Source organism: Roseixanthobacter glucoisosaccharinicivorans (assembly GCF_043195095.2).
In the GTDB taxonomy this organism is placed as follows: Bacteria; Pseudomonadota; Alphaproteobacteria; order Rhizobiales; family Xanthobacteraceae; genus NCEH01.
This window is the reverse complement of the sequence record NZ_CM195538.1, coordinates 742,200-769,124: the sequence shown is the minus strand read 5'-3', so window position 1 is coordinate 769,124 and position 26,925 is coordinate 742,200. Positions and strand designations below refer to the sequence as shown.

At 69.6% G+C, this 26,925-nt stretch carries 5 protein-coding genes; 1 reads left to right on the top strand and 4 read right to left on the bottom strand.

Features of this window, described 5'->3' with window-relative positions:
• Window positions 1-30: 30 nt before the first annotated feature.
• The 4 genes from V5F78_RS03225 to V5F78_RS03210 form a co-directional block, all read right to left on the bottom strand.
• On the bottom strand, window positions 31-1,677 hold the full coding sequence (locus V5F78_RS03225) for a cyclic peptide export ABC transporter (protein ID WP_394066611.1): 1,647 nt from the start codon (window positions 1,675-1,677) through the stop codon (window positions 31-33).
• A 62-nt stretch (window positions 1,678-1,739) separates the two neighbouring features.
• Window positions 1,740-9,128 carry a non-ribosomal peptide synthetase gene (locus V5F78_RS03220; protein WP_394066612.1) on the bottom strand — a complete coding sequence of 2,463 codons (7,389 nt, stop codon included), beginning with the start codon at window positions 9,126-9,128 and terminating at the stop codon, window positions 1,740-1,742.
• Window positions 9,129-9,140: 12 nt separating this feature from the next.
• Window positions 9,141-11,012, bottom strand: coding sequence for an asparagine synthase (glutamine-hydrolyzing) (gene asnB, locus V5F78_RS03215; protein ID WP_394066614.1), 1,872 nt, complete (start codon window positions 11,010-11,012; stop codon window positions 9,141-9,143).
• A 3-nt stretch (window positions 11,013-11,015) separates the two neighbouring features.
• The gene (locus V5F78_RS03210) at window positions 11,016-25,634 is read right to left on the bottom strand and encodes a non-ribosomal peptide synthetase (protein ID WP_394066616.1); all 14,619 of its coding nucleotides are present in this window, start codon (window positions 25,632-25,634) and stop codon (window positions 11,016-11,018) included.
• A gap of 151 nt (window positions 25,635-25,785) precedes the next feature.
• Between V5F78_RS03210 and V5F78_RS03205 the strand changes: the two genes are divergently transcribed.
• On the top strand, window positions 25,786-26,904 hold the full coding sequence (locus V5F78_RS03205) for a DmpA family aminopeptidase (RefSeq protein WP_394066618.1): 1,119 nt from the start codon (window positions 25,786-25,788) through the stop codon (window positions 26,902-26,904).
• Window positions 26,905-26,925: the final 21 nt, after the last annotated feature.

Here is a 26,925-nt window from a genome sequence, read left to right as displayed (position 1 = left end):
ACATTGGCATGACAAAACTCGAAAATCGCGTCAGCCGGGCGCTGTCTCCAGCGCTTTTTCTTCGCCGCGGACAATCTTTAGCCGGCCTGTATCCATATGCACATGTAGATCGGCCACGTCGAAATAAGCATCGTCATGCGTAATGGCGATGACGGTCACGCCCTTTTCCTTCAGCAAGGGGAGGATGACGCGATAAAACTTCTCACGAAAATAGGGATCTTGGTCGGCTGCCCATTCATCGAAGATACATATGGGGCGGGCTTCGAGAATCGCGGCGATCATCGCGAGGCGCTTGCGCTGCCCGCCGGAGAGCTTGGTGGTGGTGAAGCGGTTGTTCTCCAGCCGCGACTTGTGCTGCATCTCCAGCAGCTCGAACAATTCCGACACCAGCACCGGGTCCGGCGCCGGTTGCCCATAGAGTTCGGCGAACAGGTGATTGTCGGAGAAGATCACCGAGAACAGGTTGCGATAATCCTGGATGTTGAACGGACCGACGGTCGTGCGGTCCACCCGGATCATCCCCCCCTGGTTGGGATAGAGCCCGATCAGCATGCGTACGAACGTGGTCTTGCCGGAGCCGTTGCCGCCGGTGATGAAAATGGTCTGCCCGCGCCGGATGGTGAGGTCGATCGGGCCGACCGTGAACGGTCGGTCGCCACCCGCCGGGGCATGGGCGAAGCTCGCCCCGTCCAGAACGATGGTCTTGAAATCGGCGAGGCTGGAGACCCCGCCATTCTTGTGCCCGTTGATGCGCCCGAGCCGGTCCTGGAGCCGCATGATGTTTTCGGCGGCGGAATTGGCATTGGTGAAGATAGGAATGGAGCCCACCACGTTCGAGACCGGGCCGATCATGAACAGGCTGGCCGTGGTGGTCATCACCACCACCTGGGTATAGGCCTCGCTCACCGCCGGCACCACGAACACCATCACGCCGGTGAGCAGGAAAAAGGTGACCTGCGAGAACACGAAGTCGGTGGCATAGGTGGTCTGCGTGCGGATGCGCAGGCGCGTCACCCGGTGCGAGATCGCCTCGATGCGCTGGGCGATGGCGTGGGCCCGCGCATCGCTCATCTTCACTTCCTTGAAGCCCTCCAGCATGTCGCTCATGCTTTCGATCAGGAGGTTTTCCTGCTCGAAAGATTCGCGCAGCTCCGCTTTCACCTGGGTGTTGCGCGACATGTGCACAAACGCCCCGATGATGGTGCAGGCGGCCGAGAGGATGAACGCTGTCCACGACAGGAACGCCATGTAGATCATGGTGAAAATCACCAGGATCGCGCTCTGGATGCCGATCACCAGATTGGGCGCGGCCTGCGAGAGGATCAGGGTTTCGCGGGTGAGGCAGGAATAGATTTCCGCCCGCCCCACATCCTCCAGCTCGAGAAATTCGGCGCGGCGCGCGCGGGCGATCAGGCGCACGCGCATGCGGTCCACCAATTGCTCCACCCGGTGGCACACCTCCACCATCAGGCTGCGCTGGGTGTAGACGAACACCAGGATGGTGATGCCGAACAGCAGCAGGTTGACGAGATTGCCTTCCTTGTCCTGCACATGGCTCGCCGCGAGGTTGATGATGGCGAGGATGCCGGCATTGGACAGGCCGGATATGGCCGCGAGGATCAGGAAGCGCGCGCTTCCCACCCCCGCCTCCTTCTGGAACAGCCGCAGAACCTTCATGACCCGCCTTCCCGCACCCGCGTTCGCCTGCACCGACGGTCAGTGCCGCCGGTGCATTCCCTTCATTGCGCCAGAAGCAGGCGGTCGAGATCGTCCAGGCTGAGGTCGCCATAGGTGAAGTCGGAGGGGGTTGCCTCCGAACCGCTGCGGCCGAGGCAATGGGCGAGGACCGCGCGCACCTGAGACAGGAAACGCGCGCACAGCGCCTGCGCGTCGGCGGCGGCGGCGAAATGACCGCCGTCCATCTCCAGGCTGACGCAGAGCTTTCCGTCCTCGACCGCGGCGAGGATTTCGATCGCATGGGGCCGCATGGTCTGCGGCGCCATGGCTTGGCCGGGCGTGTTCCAGTCAATGGTGAACGCCCCGGCCCGGCCGCCGCCGGACAGCACGCCGAGATAATTGAAGCCCACCTGCGGCCTCAGGATCGCGAGGCCGATTTCGCCGGCGACCTGGCGCAGCAGGGGATAGCTCCAGCCCTGGTCCGGGGTGCGGCGGGCGCTCTCCTTCACGCCCCGGATGGTGGACGCGAGATCCCCGCCCACATGCACCTTCAAGGGATGGAACACGGTGAACCAGCCGACCGTGCGACTCACATCCGGAAGGTCTTCCCCGAACAAATCGGCGAACGGATAGTCGCGGCCGTGGCCTTCCACATTCACCAGCGCGCTGCGCCGGCCGAACTGCTGTTCCAGCGCCAGCGCGAGGGCGGCAAGCAGAAGGTCCTGCACATTGGTGGTGTAGGCGCGGTTGGCGCCTTCCAGCAGGCGCGCGGTCTCTTCCGCATCGAGATGTCCCTCCGCGCGGATCATGTCGCTCAGGCGCGCCGGACCGGTCCATTCGGGCAGGAGCGCGGGTTCCTCCTCCAGCGCCCGCCAGAAATTCAGGCGGTGCGCCCAATCCACCTTGGCGCGGATCTTCTCCAGCGCCAGCGCATGGTCGCGATAGGAGGCGGTCTTCTGCGGCAGGCGGGGGCGCGCGCCGGCACGCGCGGCCTGATAGGCGGTCTCGAAATCCTCCAGTAGGATCGACCAGGAGACCGCATCCACCACCAGATGGTGCGCCACCAAGAGCAGCCGGTCGCCATCCGCGCCATGGGCCAGCAAGGCGGCCAGCAAGGGCGTCTCGTCGAGCGCGAAGCCGGCCTGAAGCGCATCGGCGGCGACTTCGAAGGCAACCGCGTCCGCCTCGGCTTCGGCCGGAAGGTCGATCTCCGCGAGGGTGGGCGCACGCTCGGGGGCATTGAACACCTGCGCGCGGCCATCCGTGCCGGCGAAAGCGGCGCGCAACGCGTCATGCTGCGCCCACAAGGCGGCAAGCGCCGCCCGTGCGGCATCGCCATGAATGCGCGGCGCGCGCAGCAGGACGCTCTGGTTGAAATGATGCGGCGCCTCGGCCGTTTCCAGGAACCAGTGCTGGATCGGCGTCAGCGGCACTTCGCCCGTGACCGGGCCCTGGTCCGCCGCCACACGCAGCGGCTTCACCACCCGCGCCAGATCCTTCACCGTTGGGTTCTGGAACACGTCGCGGATTTCCGCTTTCCAGCCGGCCTGGCGCAGCCGCGACACGATCTGGATGGCGCGGATGGAATCCCCTCCCAGGGAGAAGAAATCGTCTCCCGTGCCGATCGCCTCGCGCCCCATCACCGCCTGCCAGATGGCCAGAATGCCGGCCTCGAGCGGGGTTGCGGGTGCGCTCGCCTGCGCTTGCGGCGCGCGGAACACCGGCTGCGGCAAAGCGGCCTTGTCCACCTTGCCGTTCAGCGTCACCGGCATCTGGTCCAGCTTCACGAAGAAGGCCGGCACCGCATAGGCCGGAACGCTTTTCAGCAGATGCTGGCGCAGCACGGCGGGGGTCGGCACCTCCTGGCGCGGCACCTGCCCGTCGGCGAACAGGCGGGCGTAGAACGGGGTGCGGCGGAAGCCGTCGCCGAAATGGGCGCTGAGATAGGAGAAGGACACCGCGTCGCCCCCGGCTCGGCGCACCGCGCCGGCGAGGATGAAATCGGGATTGAGCCCGTTGGCGCACAGGCGGCGGGAAATGCGCAGCGCGACCACATCGCCCGCCCGCACTTCAACCGGCGTGTCGAACACCGGCAGATAGACCGGCAACCAGGAGCCTGGATTGTCCAGGATGTCCACCACCGAGCGCTCGTCCACGCCGAGGCGCAGCCACACGAGGAAGCCGGTCACCGCGCAATCGCGCGCGATGGTCAGCGCCACGTCCTCGTCCGCCTCAAGCGCGGCATCGGCCGTATAGTCGAGATATTCGAAGGCCGCGTCGTCGGAGACGATCGCCTCGCGCGGGCAGTTCTTGAGGCACAGACGCAGATCGAAGGGATGGCCGACCTCGGCGAAGATCTTCTCCACATAATGGCCGGCAATGTCGGAAAAGCCTGACGCGATCTGGTCCGCCGGCAGCGACAAGGCGGCGATGCGGGTGTCCGAGAACATCGGATACATGGACGCGGGATCGGCCAGCAGATGGCGCGCGCCATTGATGATCTTGGCCGAGCCTTCCGCCCCGCCGATGGCGCCGACGATCTCGGAGATGCAGGCGTCCACCTTCTCCGGCAAGCGCACGGTCATGGCATCGCCGTGGATCACCTCGATGCGGTCGGAAAGGCCGAGCTTTTCCACCGTCTCGCGGGCCTTGCGGGCGGTGGCTTCCAGCCGGTCCACCGCATAGACCTTGCGCGCGCCGGCCTCCACCGCGAGGCGGGCGAGAATGGCGAGCGGGCCGGTGCCGATGTCCACCACGCTCTTGCCCGGCAGATGGCGCGCGAAGGCGTCGCGATAGCGCGCGTTGCGGCCCTCGTCGGCGGCCATGGCGCCATAGGCGACGTCGTCATAGACGAAGAATTCGGCCACCGAGGGCCACAGCTCCACTTTCTCCTCGGCGCAATAATAGGCCGCGAGCGCAACCGAGCCGTCGTCGCGCTCCAGGTGCGCCACATGCACGTCGCGCAGGCCCTCCACCCGGCGCAGCGCGGCTTCCACCTCGCCCAGTTCCAAGCGGTGGCCGGCGACCTTCACCTGGTCGTCGAGACGGCCGAGGCAATCCACCGAACCGTCGGCGCGCCAGGCGCCGAAATCGCCGGTGCGATAGAGCCGCGCGCCGGTGCGCGGATGGGTGATGAAGGCGCGCGCCGTGCGCCCCTCATCGCCCTGATAGCCGCGCGCGAGCCCGAGCCCGCCGAGATAAATCTCGCCCGGCACGCCGATGGGCGCGGGCTCCAGAGTCTCATCGAGAATATGCAGGCTGGTGTTGGGCAGCGGCCGACCGATGGGCAGGCGCGCGCCCTGCGCGTCTTCCGCCCGCACCCGGTGCACGGTCGCGCAGACCGAGAATTCGGTCGGGCCATAGGCGTTATAGGCGCGCAGCTGGTCGGCATGGGCGCAAAGCTCTTCCACCGGCGCGGCTTCCCCGGCGGTGATCAGCACCTTCAGGCCGTCCAGCGGCGCCCCGTCGAGCGCGCGCAGATAGGTGGGCGGCAAGGTGACGACGCTGGTGCCCGTGCGTGCCAGCGCGTCTAGGAACAGGCCCGTGTTCTCCAGTGTGGCGCGCGACGGCAGCACCACGCACGCGCCGGCGAACAGCGCCATGAACAGATTGGCCAGCGAGGCATCGAACGAGGGCGAGGCGAACTGCATCACCTTGTCGTCCGGGGTGATCTCGAAGGCTTCGATCTGCCCGAGCGACATGTTCACGAAGCCGGCGTGCTCCACCATCACCGCCTTGGGCTCGCCGGTGGAGCCGGAGGTGAAGATCACATAGGCGACCTCCCCCGGCGCGCTGCGGTCGAGCGGTGGCGCGCCGTCTTGCACAAGGACCGGCGCCACGCTCGCCTGCGGCAGGGCGCTGTCGGCGATGCGCTCGGCGTCGGTATCGGCGAGGATCAGCCGGCATTCGGCGCGCGCGAGCATGAAGTCGATGCGAGCGCCGGGCAATTCCCCGTCCACGGGCACATAGACCGCGCCGGCTTTCAAGATCGCGAGCAGCGCCACCAGGGATTCGATGGAGCGATGGGCCAGCACCGCCACCCGGTGTCCCGCTGCGATGGCATGGTCCGCCACCAGCAACGCCGCCAGGCGATCGCTCGCGGCATCGAGCGCGGCATAGGTGAGCACACGGCCTTCTTCGTCTTCCACTGCGGGACGATCGGCATGAGCCGCTGCCATGGCGCGGAAGGCGCCCACCATGGTGGCGGGCACGCGACCGACGCGGAGACCCTGCGCGAATTCGGCGATCCGCTGGGCTTCCTGCGGCGGCACCAGCGGCAGGCGCGCCACCGGCAAGCTGGTATCCTCAAGCGCCGCGCCTGCCATGTGCGCGAACTGGGCGCCGGCCCGTTCGATGCGGTCGGCGTCGAACAGGTCGCTGTTGTAATTCAGGTCGAGGATCAGCGCGCCGTCTTCCTCCTGGAAGTGGAAGACCATGTCGTAGCGCGAGAAATTCCAGGCGTTGCGGGCCCCGAACGGGGCGATGGAGACGCCCTCCAGGGTCAGGTCGACCCCGGCGAAATTTTGCAGCACGATCATGGCGTCGAACAAGGGCGAGCGGCTCATGTCGCGCTCGATCTGGAGTTCGTTCACCAAGGTGTCGAAGGGATAATCCTGGTGCGCCAGGGCGGCGTTGATGGTCGCGCCCACGCGCGCCAGGAAGGCCGCGAAGCTGCCCCCCTCCGCGAGACGGTCACGCAGGGCGAGGGTGTTCACATAATAGCCGATCTGGTGCTCCAGGCCGGCATCGGCGCGGCCGGCGACCGGGCAGCCGAGCACCAGTTCGCCCTGGCCGCTATAGCGGTGCAGGAACGCCTTGGTGAGCGCGGTGAGCACCACGAACAGGGTGGTGCCGCTGCGCTGGGCGAGGGTTTCCACCGCGCGCAGCATCGGCACTCCGAGATCGAAGCGGGCGGTACGGCCGTTGAGGGTCTGCACCGGCGGGCGGGCGCGGTCGCGCGGCAGGTCGAGCGGCGGCACGGGGGTCACGAACTGGTCCAGCCAGAATGCCCGGTCGGCGGCAAGCGCGCCGCTGGAAGCGCGCTTCGCCTGCCAGACGGCGACATCGCGCATCTGTACCTCGAGCGTCGGCAACACCGGCGGGCGAAGTTGGCGCAGCGCCGCGTAGCATTCGGCCAGCTCGCGCACCAGCACGCTCAGCGACCAGACGTCGGCGACGATGTGGTGGATGTTGAACAGCAGCAGATGGGCCGGCACGCCGCCCGCGTCGGGCAGGCGCACCAGCACCACCCGCATCAGCGGGCCGGCGACGAGATCGAAGCGATGGGCGCCATTGGCGGCGGCGAGCCGTTCGGCCTCGCTCTTCGGGTCGCCATGCCGGCGCAGGTCCACCTGCTCCATGTGCCAGGGCAGCTCGGCATGCACCACCTGCGCGCCGGCGCCGTCCGGGCCTTCGCGGAAGGTGGTGCGCAAGGATTCGTGGCGCGCGATCAGCAGCGCGAACGCATGCTCCAGCGCATCCTCGTCGAGCGCGCCGTGGAGTTCGTAGGTCTCGAAGAGATTATAGGCGGTGGGCGCGACGCCCAGCCGGTCGAGCCGCCACAGGCGGTTCTGCGCGGGGGTCGCGGGATAGAAGTCCGCCGGCGCCGCGCGGGGAATGGAAACCTGTGCGGCGGCCTGCGGACGGGCCGCGTCCACCAGCGCCGCGAGCGCGCGAATGTGAGGGGCGGCGAAGAAATCCTTCAGGCTCACCTCGACGGCGAGCGCCTGATAGATCTTCTGCACGGCCCGGATGGCTTTCAGCGAATCCCCGCCGAAATCGTGGAAGCGGGTTTCCACGCTCACCTTGCTGAGGCCGAACAGCTCGGCCCAGATCTGCGCGAGCGCCGCCTCCGTGGCGGTCTGCGCCGGCACGAAGCCGTGCTGGGCATAAAACAATTCCTCCGGTCGCGGCAGCGCCTTGCGGTTCAGTTTGCCGGAGATGGTGGTGGGCAAAGCCTCCAGCGGCAGGAACACGCGCGGCTGCATGGCGGGCGGCAGGGACTTGCCGAGCTCGCCCTTCAGCAGATCCACTGAAAGCGGGATCGCCTCGCCGTCGGCGCGCACATAATAGCCCACCAGCACGGGCATCTGCCCCTCGCCCTCCTGGAGCGCGGCGGCGGCAGCCGCGATGCCGGGAACGGCGCGCAGGGCGGCTTCGATCTCGCTCAATTCGATGCGCACGCCGTTGATCTTCACCTGATTGTCCTGGCGGCCGAGGCATTCCACCGTACCGTCGGGCAGCAGGCGGCCAAGGTCGCCGGTCTTGTAGAGGCGCGGCGCGCCCTCCCCCTCCAGCGGATTTGTGATGAAGGCGGCGGCCGTCAATTCGGGATCATTGAGATAGCCGAGCGAGGGATAGGCGGTCTCAATATGGATCTCGCCGATCTGGTTCACCGCGCAGGCGCGGCCGTTGTTCAGCACCAGCACTCGCGTATCCGGCAGCGGCCGGCCGATGGGCAGCACGCGCCGCAGGTCGCCCGGCAGCGCGCCGACCTTGTGGAACACCTTGGCGAGGGTGGTCTCGGAGGGACCGTAGAGATTGACCACCTCCGCCCCCTCCCCCGCCGCCGCGCGCCAGGCGGCGACATCGGCGCCGAGCAGCGGCTCGCCGGCCACCAGCAGATGCTTCAAGGCGGGCAGAGGATCCGCCTCGCCCCGCCGCTCCAGCTCGCGGGTGAGGAGGCGCAGCACGGTGGGCACGCAATGCACCAGCGTGACGCCCGCCGCCTTCAGGGCGTCCACCAGATGGCGCGGCGACAGGCGGATGTCCTCGTCCACGGCGCAGAGCGTGCCCCCGACCATCAGCGGCGCCAGGATGTCGCGCAGGCTCACGTCGAACGTGACCGGCGCGAGCCAGGAGCCGCGCGTCGTCTCGGTGAGGCCGAATTCGCCGATCTCCCAACGCAGGAAGTGGGAAAGGCTGCGATGCGGGCCGAGGATCGCCTTGGGCGCGCCGGTGGACCCAGAGGTGAACATCACATAGGCCGCGTCCGTGGGCCCGATACGCCGCTCTGGGGGCGCGGCAACCGCATCGCCGCAATCTTCCAGCGCGATGATTTCCACCGGCCCGTCGGCGAGCGCCTGCGTCGCCGCGAGGCGCGCGCGCAGATCCTCCACCAGCGCGGCCTCGGTGAGGATGACGCGGCTTCGCGCCTTGTTCAGATAGGCGCGCAGCCGCTGTTCCGGCAGGTCCGGCGGCAGCGGCAGGAAGGCGCCGCCCGCCTTCCCGGTGGCAAGCAGAGCGGCGACATAATCGACGCCCGCCGGCAGGAACAGGCCGACGATGGCATTGCGCCCCACGCCCGCCTGCGTGAGCCGCGCCGCGATGGCGTTCGCGCGCGCATCGAGCGCGCCATAGGTGACCGGGTCGTCGCGCCGCAGCACGGCAACGGCGTCCGGCCGGGCCGCCGCCTGAAGCTCGAACTGGTCGACATAGGAAGCGCGTTGCATGGATCTGTCCCGTCAGGAGAGCTGCGGCAAGGCAAAGTGTTCGCGAAGCAGGCCGAAGGTGAGAACGACCATCAGAAAGTCATCCTCGAAGGTCTGGTTCAGCTCGGTCTTCGGATCGAGGTATCGGGTTTTGAGATGGGCGATGGCCGCGGGGTTGAAATAGCCGTCGGCGCGGATGCGCTCCTCGTCCAGCAGGTCGAGCACCTGTGGTTCGCGCGCGCGCAGCAGGCGGGCGCTGGAATGGGCGACGAAGGAGAATTTCTTGCGGTCCACGATCTGCGCCGGCAGATAGCGCCGCGCCACCTGCTTGAGAACGAATTTCTCCTCCCCGCCGCGCACCATCAGAGCGGGTGGAATGCGCCGCGCCACGTCGATGACGCCGAGGTCGAGGAAGGGATAGCGCGCCTCCACCGAATTGGCGAAGCTCACCCGGTCGCCATGGTCGGCGAGCAGATGGTCCGCCATGCGCAGCTTGAAATCGAGATAGGAGCGGATATGGAAGGGGTGGCGGCCGGCGATCTGGCTGCGGTCCACGACATCGCCGGCGAGGCAATCGAAGCTGTCGAAGCGCGCCGCCACCGCATCGGCATAAAGGCCCTGGCGGCTCTCGCGGCTGGCGGCGTAATTCTTCTCATAGAAAAAGCCAGGATCGCCCCACAGCCGCTCGCGCCATTCCGCCTCGATCATCTCGTCGAGGTCGAGGCTGTCCGCCGCAGCGCCGCCGCGTTCCATGTCGAGCCGATAGCCCACATAGCCGCCGAACAGCTCGTCCGCGCCCTCCCCGGTGAGCACCACCTTCAGGCCCGCGTCGCGCACCATGCCGGAGAGCAAGAGCGAGCAGACATTATAGGATTCGCGCAACGGCGCCTCGGCGCAGCGCACGATGTCGGCCAGCCGCCGCGAGAGGACGGAGGGGTCCACCTCCGCCTCGTGATGCACGGTGCCGAGCCGCTTCGCCATCAGCCGCTGGGGGCCGCGCTCGTCCATGGCACGGTCGGGGAAGGTGATGGAGAAGGTGTGGCGCGTGGATGAGCCCGCCACATCGGCCACGATGGCGGCGATGAGCGAGGAATCCAGTCCGCCGGACAGATAGCCACCCACCGGAACGTCGGCCTGGAGGCGATAGCGCACCGCCTGCCGCAGCGCCGCGTCGAGCTCCTCGACGCACTCCTCCAGCCGACGCGGCGCGATGTCCTGCGCGAGGGGATAATCGAGGTCCCAGTATTTCTGGACCTTCAGGGGCTTGTCGGGGTCCGCCACCAGCACATGGCCGGGCGGCAGGCTCTTCACCTCGGCGAAGATGGTGCGGGGCGAGACGAGGCCGGGAAAGGTGAAGATCTGGTCGAGCGCGGTCAGGTCCACCGTGCGGTCCAGGGCGTTGTTCGACAGCAGCGCGCGGATTTCCGAGCCGAACATCAAGAGCCCGTCGCGCTCGGCATAGAAGAGCGGCGCGATGCCCACATGATCGCGGCCAAGCACGAGCCGGCGGGTCGTCCGGTCGAACACCGCGAATGCGAACTGGCCGTTGATGCGGCGGGCGAACTCGACTCCATATTCGGCGAACAGCGCGGGCACCAATTCGGTGTCGCAGCGGGTGGCGAAGCGGTGGCCCCGGCTCTCCAGGTCGGCGCGCAATTCGGCGTAATTATAGATCTCGCCGTTGCAGATGCCCACCACGCGCCCCTCGGCCGCGAACATGGGTTGGCGGCCGGCGGCGAGATCGACGATGGAGAGCCGGCGGAAGCCGAGGCTCACCACCTCGTCGCTGAAAAAGCCCTCATCGTCCGGCCCGCGATGGCGCAGCGTATCCGCCATGCGGACGATGAGATCGTCCGCAACCGTGGGGCCGGGGTGGCGCCTGAGATATCCGACAATTCCGCACATGGCTCACCACGCATCCGGCTGGTCGAGCAGGCCCGTGGCGGGGGCGGCGGGCTCCGAGGTTTCAGGCTGCGGTTCGGGCGGCTCCAGCACGGTCCGCAAATCGCCGAGCAGGGCCTGGGGCGCGGCTGTAACCGCCCGCGCGAGGCGCACGAAATCCGCCGCCATGGCCTCGACCGTTTCGGCATCGAACACGTCGCTGGAATATTCCAGCAGCAGTTCGAGATGCGGCTTCTCCTCGAACATGAAGTTCAGATCGTATTTCGCGCTGACGCTGGCATCGCGCAGGGCGACGCCCGTGGCGGCACCGAGATCGAGCCGCACGGGATCGTTGTTCTGGAGGATCACAACCACGTCGAACAGCGGCGCGCGCCCCTCTTCCTCGGCGGGGCCGACCGCCTCCACCAAGGCGTCGAACGGGAAGGCCTGGTGGGCAAAGGCGTCGAGAACCAGCGCGCGCTCGGCGGCGAGCAGGTCGGCGAAGGCGGCGCCCTCGCGCACCTGCCCGCGCAGGGCGAGCATGTTGAGATAGAAGCCCACTTGCGGCTCCAGCTCCAGCCGGTCGCGCCCGGCGACCGGAGTGCCGATGACGATGTCCTCATCCCCCGACAGCAAGGCGAGATGCAGCCGCACCAAAGCGGTGAGCAGCACGAACAGGCTGGTGTCGGCGCGCCGGGCGAGGCCGTTCAGGCCGGCGGTGAGCACATCGTCCATGATCGCGGGCACGATGCGCCCGGCGCCGCTTGGGCGTGCGGGCCGCGCGTGGTCGGTGGGCAGGTGGAGCACCGGCGCGCCCTCCTCAAAGCGGCCGAGCCAATAGGCGCGCGCCGCCGCACCAAGCTCCTGCCCGCTCTGCCAGACCGCGTAATCCTTGTATTGCAGCTCCAGCGGCGGCAGGTCCGACAGGCCCGGCAGGTCGATCGCGGGGGCGCGGGGGCTGTGGAGCGCGGCCCGGTACAGGGCCTCCAGATCCCGCAGCATCACATTCACCGACCAGCCGTCGCAGACGATGTGATGGATATTGATGAGGATCGCCCCGCCGGTGCGCGCCGGATCCGCCAGCAGATGCACCCGCAGCAGCGGCCCGGCGGCGAGGTCGAACACATGGTGGAATTCTTCCTGAAGACGCCGCGCGATCTCATCCTCGCCCCCCGCGCCGCGCGCGAGGAACAGTTGGTCGGGTCCAGCGGCGCGCACCTCCTGGCGCGGCACGCCGCCCCGCGTGAGGAAGCGCGTGCGCAGGATTTCGTGCCGCGCCACCAGCGCAGTGAAAGCGCGGGCGAGCGCGTCGAAATCCACCACGCCGTCGAGCCGGAGCGCGCCCACCATGTTGTAGGTGACGGTGGACGGGTCCAGCGCCTGCACCATGAACAGACGGCGCTGGGCGAAGGAGAGCGGATAATCCGCCGCCTCCGCCGCCGGCAGCAGCGCGTTCGGCGGCGGCACCACGGCGCCCGCGCGCCCGGCGATCAGCTCCACCAGCACGCCGAGAGTCTGGGAAGAGAAAAAATCGCGCAGATCGAGGCTCGCGCCAAGCCGCTGGCGCAGCCGCACCACGGCCTGGTTGGCTTTCAGGCTGTGGCCGCCCAGCTCGAAGAAATTATCCTCAAGCGCCACCGCCGGCAGGTCGAGCACCTCGCACCAGATATCGGCCACCGCTTGCTGGAACGGCGTGAGCGCGGCGGCGCCCTGCCCCTGCGCGGCACCCTGGGCGCCGAGCGGCGCGCCGCCCTCGGCCCGCAGCGCGCGACGGTCGGCCTTGCCGTTGGCGGTGAGGGGAATGGCGGCCACGCGGATGAAGCGCGCAGGGATCATATAGTCCGGCAGCTTGTCCGCGAGATGATGGAACAGCGCCTCGCGCCCGAGCGCCGCGCCCTCGGCATTGGCGTGCGGCACGATGTAAGCGGTGAGGCTCTCGCCTCGGCTGTCCGCGCGGTCGCCGCCCTCGGGCATGACGGCCGCGTCGCGGATGCCGGGATGGGCGATCAGCTGGCGTTCGATCTCGCCCAGCTCGATGCGGAAGCCGCGGATCTTCACCTGGTCGTCCATGCGGCCGAGATAGAGCAACGCTCCGTCCGCCCCGATGCGCCCGAGATCGCCGGAGCGATAGAGCCGCTGGCCGGGCAAATCGGGATGGGAGATGAAGCGGTCGGCGGTCAGATCCGGCCGGTTGAGATAGCCGCGCGCCACCCCGTGTCCGCTGACGAGGATTTCCCCGGTCAGCCCGCGCGGCCGCAGTGCGAGGTCCGGCCCCACCAGCACCACGCCATAGGAGGGAAGCGGAGCGCCGATGACGCTGCGCCCGTCGGCGATCTCTTCCGCGCCGATCTCCTTGAAGGTGACATGCACGGTGGTCTCGGTGATGCCGTACATGTTGACGAGGCGCGCCTGGGGATAGAGCGCCCGCCAGGGCGCGAGCCGCGCCGGCAGCAGGGCTTCCCCGCCGAACACGATCTCGCGCAGGCGCAGCGGCAGCGCCTCGCGGGCGCAGGCGGCATCCGTGAGGGCATAGAAGGCGGTGGGCGTCTGGCTGAGCACGCTCACGCCCTCGCGCGCCAGCAGGTCGAGGAAGGCGCCGGGCTCGCGGGTCAGTTCCTGGGGCACCACCACCACCCGGCCGCCGAACAGCAGTGCGCCGTAGAGTTCCCAGGTGGAGAAATCGAAGCAGGCGGAATGGAACAGCGTCCACACGTCCTGCGGGCCGAAGTCGAACTGGCGGCCGCGGTGGAAGAACAATTGGATGACGTTTCGATGCTCGATCATGCAGCCCTTGGGCCGCCCGGTGGAGCCCGAGGTATAGATCACATAGGCCAGATCCTGCGGCCTCGCGCGCGGCGCGGGGTTGGCCGACACCATCGCGCCGCCGGCAATCGTCACATCCTCGATCACCAACACCTGCGCGCCGAGCGAACGGGCCAGCGCGGCGTGCGCGGCATCGGCGACGATCAGGCGCAGGCCGCTGTCGCCGGTCATGAAGCGGATGCGATCCTCGGGATAGGCCGGGTCGATGGGCAGATAGGCGCCGCCCGCCTTGAGGATGCCGAGGATGCCGGTCGGGATCGCCAGGGTGCGGCCCACGAGCAGGCCCACCAGTTCGTCCGCCGCCACGCCGTGGGCGATCAAGGCGTGGGCAATGCGATTGGCCCGGGCGTTCAGCGCCTCATAGGTCAGGGCCCCGGCCGCGTCGCTCGCGGCGATGCGCGCGGCATGGGCGCCGGCCACGGCCTCGAACACCGAGACCAGGGTGACGTCGGCGGGAAAATCGGCCACATCCGCGGCACGCGCGAGCAACGCGGCGCGCTCGCCCGGCAGCATGATGTCGAGAGTCGAAAGCGCGCTGCCGGGCGCGGCCATGGCGGCGGAGACGAGGCGCACGTACCGCTCGCTCATGTCCGCGCCGGTCGCGGCGTCGAACAGGTCGCGGTTGAAGACGAGACTGGTCGCGAGGCCGTCGGCATCGGCGGTGAGCGACAGAACGAGGTCATACTTGCCCCAGCCGAGCCCGGTATCGGCCGCCTGCCAGCCGGGCGCAGGGTTGCCGTGGGCGGTGTCATAGTGGAACAGCACGTCGAACAAAGCGGTGCGGCTCATGTCGTTCTTCGGCTTGACCGCGAGCACGGCGAGATCGAACGGCATGGCGCCGTGGGTGGCATCCTCGGCCGCGCGGGCGGCGGAGCGTCGGGCGAAGGCGGCGAAGCTCTCGCCCGGATCGACGCTCACCCGCAGCGGCAGGAGATTGGTGCGCGGGCCGAGCGCGGCGAGCACGCCGGCCGGTTCCAGCGGCTCGCCGATGATGATGTCGCCCTGGTCGCACAGCCGGTGCAGCAGCGCCTGATAACAGGCGCGCAGCACGTCGCGGCGCGAGAGACCCTCGCTGGCGGCGAAGGCGTCGAGCCGGGCCAGCGTCGCGCCGTCCACCCAGCCGGCGGCGCGATCGGCGGTGTAGGTGTGGATCGCCGCGCGCGGCCGGTCGGTGGGCAGCACGAGCGCCGCGAGCCCCTCCATGCGGGCGCGCCAATGGGCGGCGGCCGCGCCATGGCTGGCTTCGGCGGCGCGCTCGGGCGCGGCGATTTCACGGCTGAACGCGCCGGCCGGAGGCATCGCGCCGTCGGGGGCGGCGTAGAGCTCGGCAAGCTCGCCCATCAGCTTGTGCAGGCTCGCCTTGTCGGCGATGCCGTGATGAGCGGTCAGCGCCAGCCAGGTGGCGGTGAAATTGGTGCCGCCATTGCGCTCGCGGCACAAGGTGAGGCGCGCGAGCGGCGCCGTGTCGAGCGCGAACGACTGGCGCGATGCCTCTTCCAGCGCGGTGAGTCCGGCGCCGGGGGACACCTCGATCTCCGTGATGGGAAGGCGCGCCTCGACCCGGATATCGAGCGCCGGCCGTTCCTCGCGGGTGGCCAGCGCCATCCGCAGAATTTCGTGGCGCGCGACGAGGCGCTGCGCCGCCCGCTCCAGCCGCGCAGTCTCCAGCCCGCCGTCGATGCGGGCGATCACCGGCATGTTGTAATAGGTCGGCCCGGCCGGATAGAGAACCCCGCGCTCGAACCGGTCCACGAACCAGAGCCGTTCCTGGTGGAAGCTCGGCAGCGCGAAACTCGTCCCGCCGCTGCCCGTCCCGCCTTCGCCCAAAATCCCGGCGAGCGGGGCGCGCGCATCGGCGCAGACCGCGCGCACGAGATCCGCCAGGAGCGCCATCCATCCGGCGACACGGGCGCGGGCGAACAGGCGGGTATTGTAGGTGGCCTTGATGCGCAGGCCGTCGGGGCCGTCGGTCACATAGAGCGTGAGGTCGAACTGGGCGGCGGGGATGTCCACCTCGTCGAGGGTCATGCCGGTGCCGCGCAGCAGGCGGGAGATCTCGTCCCGGTCGTCCATCACCAGGACCACTTCGAACAGCGGATTGCGCGCGGCATCGCGCGGTGCGCCGAGCGCCTCCACCACGCGATCGAACGGCACGGTGCCGTGCGCGGCGGCGGCCAGCAGAGCGTCGCGCGTGCCATCCAGCAGCGCGGCGAAGCCCTGGTCCGGGTCCACCCGGCCGCGCAGCGCGAGTGTATTGACGAAGAAGCCGATCTGGTCGGCGGTGACGGGATGATCGCGCCCGGCGGTGACCGTGCCGATGACCAGGTCGCGGGCGCCCGTGATGCCGCAAAGCAGGGCCTGGAAGGCGGCCGCCACGGCCGTGAACGCGCTCGCCCCCCGCGCCGCCGCAAGGGCCTTCAGCGCGGCCGCATCGGCGGCGGGAATGAGTTGAACCACATGGTCGCCGTCATGGGTCTTGCGCGGCGGGCGCGGCGCATCGGCGGGCAGCTCCAGCACCGGGGCACCGGAAAGCTGCGCGCGCCAATAAGCGAGATGTGCCTCGGCATCGGCGCGCGGGACGGCGATACAATCCTTGTACTGCACATCGAGCGCGGGCAGCGCGGCCGGCACGCCGCCGCTCTCCTCGGCGAGCAGCGCCAGCAGATCTCGGGTGAACACCCCAACCGACCAGACATCGGAAATGATGTGGTGGAGCGTGAACGCCAAGGCCTCGCCGCCCGCTTGCGCATCCGCATGTTCGCCCCGCAGCAGCAGCGCGCGCCACAGCGGCGCCCGGTCGAGCGCGAACGGCGCGCTGGCGAAGTCCCGCAGGACGCCATCGCGCATCTCGGGAGAAAGATGCGCCGCCGCCTCCACCCGCAGGTCGAGGCGGGGTGTGGGGAAAATCACCTGCCGCGGCAGGCCGTCCACCTCCACCAGGGCGGTTCGCAGGCTCTCGTGACGGACAGCGAGGCGGGTCAGCGCGCGGGTCAGCGCCGCTTCGTCGAACGCGTGCGCGGCGTGCAGAACGAAGCCGATATTATAGGCGATCAGGCCGGGGTCCATCTGCTCCAGCATCCACAGGCCGGCCTGGACCTTGGCGGGAGCGTAGTCGGCGGCCAGCGGCAGCGGCGCGATGGGCGCATGGGCCGCACCGCTGGACAGATTGGCGGCGAGGCCAGCCACGGTGGGCTGCTCGAAGAAGGCGCGCAGCGGCACCGCACGGCCGAGCGCGGCCTCCACACGGGCGAGGATCGCAAGCGCCTTCAGGCTGTGGCCCCCGAGATCGAAGAAGCTTTCGGTGACGCCCACCTGCTTCAGGCCCAGCACGGTGGCCCAGATGCCGGCGATCACCTGTTCCTCGCTGGTGCGCGGCGCCACCATCAGGCGGGCCGGCACGCGCGCGCCCGGCAAGGCGGCGAGCGCGGCGCGATCCGGCGTGCCGTCTTCGCCTAAGGGCAATGCGGGGCAGGCCAGGAACGCGTCGGGCCGGCGCTCCACCGGCAGGCGCAGCGCGCAATAGGCGGCGAGCGCGGCGAAATCCGGCGCGGCGCCCGCATGGCCGACGACGACGGCCGTAAGGCCCTCGCCCTCCCGCACCAGGGCGGCGTCGGCAAGCGCGGGATGCTCGCGCAACACCTGGGCGACGGGGCGCAGGTCCACCGGGCCGGAGCGGGTGAAGGCGAAATCCTCTTCCCGGCCGAGGATCGCGAGCCGCCCGTCCGCCGCCAGCACGCCCAGTTCGCCGGTGCGCATCCAGGCGCCCCCGGCGGCGCGTGCGGCGAGCGGCGCGGCAACGCCGATGGCGGCGGGGCGATCGAAAACGTCGAAAGTCGCGCGGCCGTTGATGTCGGCGGCCCCCTGCGCCGCGCGATCGGCGGACGAGAGCGGGAGGTCCGAGAGCGCGGTCTGTGGCGCGCGCACGCCCTCGGCGAGCAGGGACAAGAAGCTGTCGAGCCAGCGGCGGGCGGTCGGCGCATCGGCCACCGTCCCCGCATGGTCGAAATCAATCAGCGTTTCCCCGTTCAACTCCAGCAGGTTCAGGAACAGGTCCTTCTTGGCGTGGCGCACCGGCGGGGAGATCCAGTCAAGCGCAAGGCCGGGCAGGCTCAGTTCGAAACCGCGATCGAGGTTGAACAGCACGTTGACGCTGATGCCCTCGGCCGGCACCTCGTCGCTCAGGAGCTGCGCGGCTTCGTGCTGGGCGCGGTTCAACGCCGCGCGCACCTGCCCCACCAGCGTATCGAATGGGACGGCGGCATCGAGGTCCAGCGTCACCGGCATTATGGCGGAAGCGGCGCCCACCATCACCGGCAGGCCAGCGGTGGTGTGGCCCGCGAGCGGCACGCCGATGGTGAGGCGGCGCTGGTTGCCGAGCCGGCAGAGCAGCAGCGCATAGGCCGCCAGCATCACCATGAAGGGGCTCACGCCCTTCCGGCGGGCATAGGCCTTGGCATCCTCGAAAATGTCGGCGCCGCGCACGCGGTCCGCCTTCAGGTGCACCCGTCCGTCATCCGCAGCATCAATGCGCGGCAGCGCCACCGGCACGGCGGAGGGCATCTCCCCCACAGCGTGAGGAACGCCGCGCGTCCAGGCGACGAAATCGCCGAACGACCGCGCGGGCGGCAGTTCCACAGGGACGCCGGAGACCTCGGCGCCATAGAGCGCGGCAAGCTCGCTCGCCATCAGGCCGAGCGACCAGCCGTCGGCGACGATGTGGTGGGCGGTGAAGGCGAACACATGGCGCTCGCCCGAAAGGCGCAGCAGCAACGCCCGCACCAGCGGCCCGCGGGAGAGATCGAAAGCGGTCGCCAGGTCGCGCTCCAGCCGCGCCCGCACGCCGGCGCTCGCCATGTCCTCGCACGTGAAGGCAGCTGCGGCGGTGCTGGAAAAGTGGCAGCGGGCCTCATCCAGCCGCACGATGCGCAGTGCATCGTGGCGCGCCACGAGCGCCGCGAACGCGCGCTCCAGCGCCGCCGGGTCCAGCGGGCCCGACAGGTCGAGCGCGATCATCTCATTATAGGCAAGGCTCGCCTGCGGATCCGCCGCGATGAGCGCGCGCATCTCGCGCTGGCCCCGGCCAAGCGGGAAAGCGCCCGGCTGCGGGCCGGCCGGCGGTGGTGCGGGATCGCGCGGCGGCAGCCAGCCCCCCGCGCGCATCTCGGCAATGCCCAGCTTCACCGCATCAATGAGGAAGCGCACCTCCGCCTCCCCGTGGGCGGTGGAGAGGAAGCAATTGCGCCCCTCCCACACGAACACGCCGTTCTTCAGCAAGTGATAGTTCAGGATCTCGGTGTCGCCGCCATAGTCGAAGCGAAACAGCGAGGAGAAGTGCACCATGCGGATGGGCAGGTCCTCGGCCGTGAACCAGGCGTTCAGCTCGTCGCACATGGCCTTGGTGCGCGCGTTCAGTGCGTCTTGCAGCGTCGCGCCCTCGGCCGCGAGATAATCCAGGGTCGCCTCGGCGGCGGCCATGGTGAGGGGATGGTTGTTGAAGGTGCCGGCGACGAAGGCGGTGCGCGCGGTGGGCACGCTGTCGTCGCCATAGAGCCAGTTGCCGCCGTCCACCGCGTCGAGATATTGCGCCGTGCCGGTGACGACGCCGATGGGCAGCCCGCCGCCCACCACCTTGCCGTAGGTGACGATGTCCGCCTTCACCCGGAAATGATGCTGGGCACCGGCGGGATGGACGCGGAAGCCGGTGATGGTCTCGTCGAAGATCAGCGCGACGCCGTGCGCTTTCGTGAGATCGCGCAGGCGATGCAGGAAGGCGCGCGGCTGCACCACGGGATCGCGGCTCTGCACCGGCTCCACCAGCACGGCGGCGAGGCTGTCGGCATGACGGGCGAGGATGTCGAGCGCGTCGTCCTCGCCGTAGCGCAGCACGATCACATCCTCCACCATGCCTTCCGGCGTGCCGTCGCTGACCGGCATGGTGTTGACCTTCTCGCCGTCCGCCCAGCCCACGGCCAGCACGCCGTCGAACGTGCCGTGGTAGGAATTGACGAAGGTCACGATCTTGCGGCGGCCGGTCTTGGCGCGGGCGAGGCGCAACGCCACCATCACCGCCTCGGTGCCGGTGGTGAAGAAGGCCACGCGCTCGGCGCCCGTCATGTCCTGGATCTTGCGGGCGACCCGCCCGGCGCGCGGGGTCTGCGGGCCGATGGGATAGCCGGCGGCAATTTCGGCCAGCAAGGCATCGCGCACGAACGGGGGATTATGCCCGAACAGGGTCACGCCGAAGCCCATGGTGATGTCGACATAGCGATGGCCGTCCATGTCGAACACGAAGGGACCTTCGGCGCGCTCCACATGGAGCGGATAGTTCAGTTCCTTCCATTCCGGACGGAAGCCGATGACCGCGCGCGGATTGGCATAGACGTCGCGATGGGCGGCGGTATGGGCCTTGGAGGCGCCGGTGCGCGCGTTATAGGCCTGCGCCAGGCGATGCACATGGGCGGCGTTAACGGCGCCCAATTCCCTGCGCTGGCTACGGTCGGCCTTGAACAGGCCCTTCACTTCCTGCTTCGCGGCGGGTGGCGGCGCGGCCGGGGCTGAGGCGGCGGCTGTATTGGCGACCGGCCGGGCCGTGGGCGCAGAGGCGGCGCGCGCCGGCAAGGGGGCGGCCGGGCAAGCGCCGAGTGCCGCGAGCTGCTGGGTGAAGAGCCGGCTCATGGCCTCGATCTGCAAGGCCATCAGCCCGCTCGCTCCCTCGGCGACCGGCGGCGCGAGGGCCGAGGCGGACGCAGCCGGGGACTGCGGCGCGAGGGCCGCCACGGCGTGAAGAGATGGGGCGGGCGACGGAGCGTCGGCGGGGGCCGGCGCGGCCTCGACGGGCGGCGCGGCGCGTTCGAGGACGAGGTCGGTGAGCGTGTCGAGCGTGTCGCCGCGTTCCATCACCTCGGCCAGCGGCAGGTCGATGTCATATTCCCGCGCCAGCGCCTGCTGGAGCTGCACCACCAGCAGCGAATCCAGCCCCAGGCTGAACCAGGAGGTGCCGCCCTCCACATCCTGCGGTGCAAGACCTGCGATGCCGCGCAAGATGGTGCGGATGGTGCCAGCGACGGCCGCGCGTGGCAGGGCGCGGACGGGGGAGACGGTCCCACCTGTTGCGTGTGAAGCGGTTTCGGGCGCGCGGCCCGCCTCGATCTGCGCCATGGGTCCCATGTCGTGACGTGTGGGTAGCACGCGGGTGCGGCCGGTGAAGGGGGAGGTGGGCGCATCCGCGATGCGGCCCGCGCGACCGGCGAATACCGCCGGCCAGGCGATCGGCTGTCCAAGCTCGAACAAAGTGCCAACGAGGCGCAGCAGCGCCCCTTCGCCCTGGCGCGCATCGAAGCAGGACAGCACCCGGGCCGAGGGCATTGCCGCCGCCGCGAGCGGCGCAAGCACCGGCCGCACGCCGAGATCAAGCAGGATCGGCTCGCCCTCCGCACCAGCGGCTTCGATGGCGCAGGACAAAGCGGCCGCGAACGCCACCGGCTGGCGGGCATGGCGCACCCAATGGGCACCGTCCGCCAGATCGCCGGGACGCAGCAGCGCGCCCGTCAACGACGAGACGACGCGGCAGGCGGGCGTGCCGGGCGCGAGGGGCGCGGCGGCGGCGCCGATCGCCTCCAGCGCCCCGTCCATCATGGGCGAATGGAAGGCGTGGGACACGCTGAGCGGGGTCACCCGGCAGCCGCGCGCCTTGAACCGCACCCCGGCAAGGGCGATGCCCTCATGCGTGCCCGAGAGGGTGGCGCGCGCCGCCCCGTTCCACGCGCCGACGCAGACGCACTCGGACAGGTCCGCGAGGATTTCGGCGATCAGGGCCGGCTCTGCCTCCACCGCCGCCATGGCGCCGGACGGCAGGCGATCCATGGCCGCGCCGCGCGCGGCGGCGAAGCGCAGGGCGGCGTTGGGCGCGATCAGCCCGCCGATGGCGGCGGCGGCGATTTCGCCCGCCGAATGGCCGAGCACCACGGCAGGTTCAAGCCCGAAGCTGCGCAGCAGCGCGGCGCCTGCCAAAGCGAGCGCGACCGCGCCGGGCTGGTTATAGCGGGTCTGGGCGAGCAGGTGCGCATCCTCGCCCAGCAGGATCTCGCTCAAGGGGCGGTCGAGCACGCCGGCCAGCGCCGCGTCCGCCTCCAGCAGCGCGGCGCGGAACGCGGGCTCGGCGGCGAACAGATGGCGCACGGTTTCCGGCGCATGGGCGCCCTGCCCCGGCAGCAGGAACACCAGGGACGGCGCCTTTGCGCCTTCGCGCCGGCGCGAGGTGGCGGCGCGCAGCGCGTCCACGAACACGTCCGTGCTGGTTCCGGAGATTGCAAAGCGATGCTCGAACGGCGCGCGGGCGCAGGCGGCGGTGCGGGCGAGATCGTGCAGGCGGGCAATATCCGCCCCCTCAAGCGCATCGGCATAGCGCGCGGCGAGCAGGGCAAGGTCTTCCGCCGTGCGGGCGGACAGCGGCAAGATGGTCGGCCGCGCGGTCACAGGCGCGGCCTCTTCCGGGCCCTCCTCGGCCTCCTCGATCACCACATGGGCGTTGGTGCCGCTCATGCCGAAAGAGGAGAGGCCGGCCCGCAGCGGCGCGCCGGTCGCGCTGTGCCAGGGGGTCGCGGCGGTGATCGGCGCCAGCGGCAGTTCGGCCCAGGGGATCAGCGGATTGGGCGTGTTGAGATGCAATGAGGCCGGCAGCGTGCGGGCGCCCAGCGCCACCAGCAGCTTGGCCAATCCGGCAAGGCCGGCGGCGGCTTCCAGATGGCCGATATTGGTCTTCACCGACCCGATCTTCAGCGGCGCCGCGCGCCCGCGCCCATAGGCGTCCGCGAGCGCCATGGCCTCGATGGGATCGCCGAGCGGCGTGCCGGTGCCGTGGGCTTCCACATAATCCACATCCGCCGGGGCAAGCCCGGCATCGGCCAGCGCCTCGGCGATCACCGCCCGCTGGGCGGCGCCGTTGGGGGCCGTCAGCCCGTTCGAGGCACCGTCGTGATTGATCGCGCTGCCGCGCACATAGGCGAGCACCCGCGCCGGCCGGGCGCTTTCAGCCTCCAGCACCAGGGCAACGCAGCCCTCGCCGCGCCCGTAGCCGTCGGCGGCGGCATCGAAACTCTTGCAGCGTCCGTCGGCGGACAGCGCGTTCATCCGCGTCAGCCCCACCTGGAGGTCGGGGCTCAGGATCAGGTTCACGCCGGCGACGATGGCGCGCGTGCATTCGCCCGCACGCAGCGCGCGCACCGCCAGATGCAGCGCCGCGAGCGAGGACGAGCAGGCCGTATCCACGGAGAGCACCGGCCCCTGGAGGCCCAGCACATAAGCGAGGCGCCCGGCGGCGACGCTCGGGATCGTGCCGGTGAAGGCATAGGGGCCGATGGCATCGAGCCGGCCGGCGCGGGCCTGCGCCTGCACATAATCGCCCGCGCTCACGCCCACGAACACGCCGGTGCGCGAGCCCTTCAGCGCGGTGGGATCAAGGCCCGCGCGCTCCAGCGCCTCCCAGGCGGTCATCAGCAGCAGGCGCTGCTGGGGATCGACCGCTTCCGCCTCGGCGGGCGTGAGGTTGAAGAAGCGGGCCGGGAAGGTCTCTATATCAGTCAGATAGCCGCCGCGCTCGGTGATGCAGAGCCCGGCGGGCAGCTCGCCCCAGCGCCCGGCCGGCTTGCCGCCGGTGGCATCGCGCCCGGCCAGCAGGAGATCGCGAAAGGCGTCCGGCGTCTCCACCCCGCCGGGCAGGCGCAGCGCAAGGCCGCTCACGGCGATGCGCGGGACCGACACGGGAAGCGGGGAAGGCGGCGCGGCGGTCGCCCCATCGCCGGCGGGTGCCGCCTCGCGCGCATCGGCGCGCGCCAGGGCGAGAAGCGCCGATGCGATCGCGGCCAGGGTGGCGTGCTCGAACAGGAAGGTCACCTGCACCCGCACGCCCAGCGCGAGGGTGAGGCGGCGCGCGAATTCCACCAGGCGCAGCGAGGTGAAGCCGCTTTCCATCAGCGGCCGGTCGAGCGCGATCTCGCCGCCTTCGACGATCCGCCGCGCGAGGGCGCGCAGCTGCGCCGCGAACGCGGCCTCATCTCCGGCCGCGAATGCCGCGGCAAGCTCGGCGGCATCCGCCGCCTCGCGCGCTTCCAGATCGGCGCGCACCTCGCGGAATTCGCCAGCCACAAAGCGCTGCACCAGCTGATAGCGCTGCACCTTGCCGCTGGTGGTCTTGGGAATGCGCGCCACCGGCAGCACATAATCCACAGGAATGCCGATCTCGCGCAGCACCGCGTCGCGCACGCCGGCGGCGATGGGGGCGAAGCTCTCCGCATCGCGGCGGTGGAGAACGAACAGCGCCACATGCTCGCGGTCGTCGCCGGTCACCTCGCGGCCGATGGCGCAGGCCACCACCATGTTGAGGTCCAGCCCCTCCACTGCGCTTGCCACCCGCTCGATGTCCTGCGGATAGAAGTTCGCGCCGTTGAGGATGATCACATCCTTGCGGCGGCCGGTGACGATGAGGCGATGATTGCGCAGGAAGCCGAGATCGCCAGTATCGAGCCAGCCATCGGCAGTAAAGGCCGCGCGGGTGGCGGCCTCGTTGTTGTAATAGCCGCGCGTCACGCTGGCGCCGCGGATCTGGATGCGCCCGACCACGCCCTGCGCCAGCTCCGCCCCGTCATCGTCGGCGATGCGCACCGCCACATCGGCGATGGGGCGACCGATATCTGCGAAATCCACCGGGGAGACGCCGGGCTCGGTGCCGTCGATCTCGCGCACCGGCTGGCCGGGGCTCACCTGCGCGCGGTCCACGACCACGCTGCACATGGCTTCGTCCGGTGGCGCCATGGAGACCACCAAAGTGCCTTCCGCGAGCCCATAGGCCGGGGTCAACGCTGCCTGCGGCAGCTTGAACGGCGCGAGCGCGCGGGAGAATTCCATGCCGAGCGCGCAGGCGATCGGCTCCGCCCCGTTGGCGATCACCCGCAGGTTCGAAAGGTCCCAATCGCGCGGTGCATCGGGCTCGAAATATTTGAGGAAATGGCGATAGGAGAAGTTCGGACCGCCGGTGACATTGGCCTTCAGGTCGGAGGCCGCCTGCATCCACACCAGGGGATTGCGCACGAACAGCTTGGTCGGAATCAGCCCATGGTCGAGACCGAACACTGTGGGCAGGATGTGGAACCAGATGATGCCGAAATCATGGGTCAGCGGCATCCAGCTCACGAAGCGCGGCGGCGCGCCCGGATGGTCGATGGCGCCGAGAATGGCGGCGCAATTGGTCAGCAGATTGGCATGCGTCACCATCACGCCCTTGGGCGCGCCGGTGGAGCCGGAGGAGAATTGCACGAAGGCGATATCGTCCGGCCCAACTTCGGCCTGCGGCGCCTCGGGACCCTCGATCTGCGCGCTGTCGGCCACCAGGCTGCGCGCCTCGATGCGCCCGAGCGCGGCGGCGGTCGCCGCATCGAGCTGATCCGCAACGGCGCGCACGCGCCCGGCGACGCGGGCATCGCCCACCAGCCAGGGCCGGTGCAGCACGCTCCAGATGTGGCCGATCTTTAACGCACCCTCGTCGCCTGTGGGCGTGGACACGGGAACGGCGATGATGCGGCCGAGAATGCAGGCCCAGAACAATGCGGTGAACAGCTCGGTGTCGTCGGTGGCGATCAGAACCTCGTCGCCCGGCCGCACGCCGGCTTCGCCCAGCCGGTGCAGCCAGCGGAGCGCGCGGGCGCGCAGGCCGGCATAGGACAGGAAGCTCGCCCCCCTGCTGGCTCCGAAATAGGTGATGCCCCCGGCTGTCGCCGCGCTCGATGCCAAGGCATGGCTCAGCGTTATCGCGTCTTGATGCGATTTCATGATGCCCCGAATGTTGGTACCGCGAGCGAGGCCCCAATGATCCCGAAACTGCGACACGCCTATGACAGGTGGCTAAATCACGATGTCTTATGAAGGACGCACTTCATCTGTAATTTCATTTCGGAAACGCCGGTGCGCGGGGGCGGAGACCATGACAGATACGACAAACACCCCGTCTCGGCACGATCAGAACATAAGCCGGCAACGCGCCCGGGATGCCGGCTTGCGCCTGCCCGGCCAAACGGGACCGCTGAACGCAATCACAGACGTACCAGGGGTTGAAGTCGGTTTTAATACAATCATCCGGGACGATGACACGCCGGTGCGCACCGGCGTCACCGCCGTGCTGCCGCGCCCGCTCGCGCAGGTGGTCGACCCGGTGTGGGCCGGCTTCTTCTCGCAGAACGGCAGCGGGGAGATGACCGGCACCCATTGGATTCGCGAGGCCGGCTGGCTCTCCGGCCCGATCACTATCACCAACACCTTTTCCGTCGGCCTCGCGCACCACGCCACGGTGCGCTGGATGTGCAGGCGCTTCCGCGACAAATTGGACCATGAAAGCTGGGTGATGCCGGTGGCTGCCGAAACCTTCGACGGCTATCTGAACGACATCGTCGGCCAGCATGTCACCGAGGACGACGTGATCGCGGCCATCGAATCGGCCCGCTCCGGCCCGCTCGAGGAGGGCAATGTGGGCGGCGGCACGGGCATGATCTGCTACGGCTTCAAGGGCGGCACCGGCACCGCGTCGCGCCGCGTGCGCACGCCGGCCGGCACCTTCACGGTGGGCGTGCTGGTGCAGGCGAACCACGGCATTCGCCCCTGGCTCCAGGTGCTCGGCCTGCCCGTGGGCCGCCATCTGCCGGATCCGCGCGGCATCAATCGCGAAAGCGGCTCCATCATCGGCATCATCGCCACCGACGCGCCGCTGTATCCGACCCAATTGGAGCGCCTCGCGCGGCGCGGCGGGCTTGGCATCGCGCGCGGTGGCACGCCCTCGGGCAATGCCTCGGGCGACATGTTCGTCGCCTTCTCCACCGCCGGCGGGCCCGGGCCACTGCCGGAAAAGCCCCTCTCCACGCTGGAGTGGCATGCGAATGAGAGCCTCGATCCGCTGCTGTTGGCGGTGGTGGAGGGCATCGAGGAAGCGGTGCTAAACGCGATGCTCATGGCGCGAACCATGACCGGCCGCGTCGGCACCATCGCCGCGCTCGATCCGACGGAGCTTTTCGCCGCGATGGATCAGGCGGGCGGCGAATGGCGGGCGTGAGGGGCGACGAACCCCGGGGTC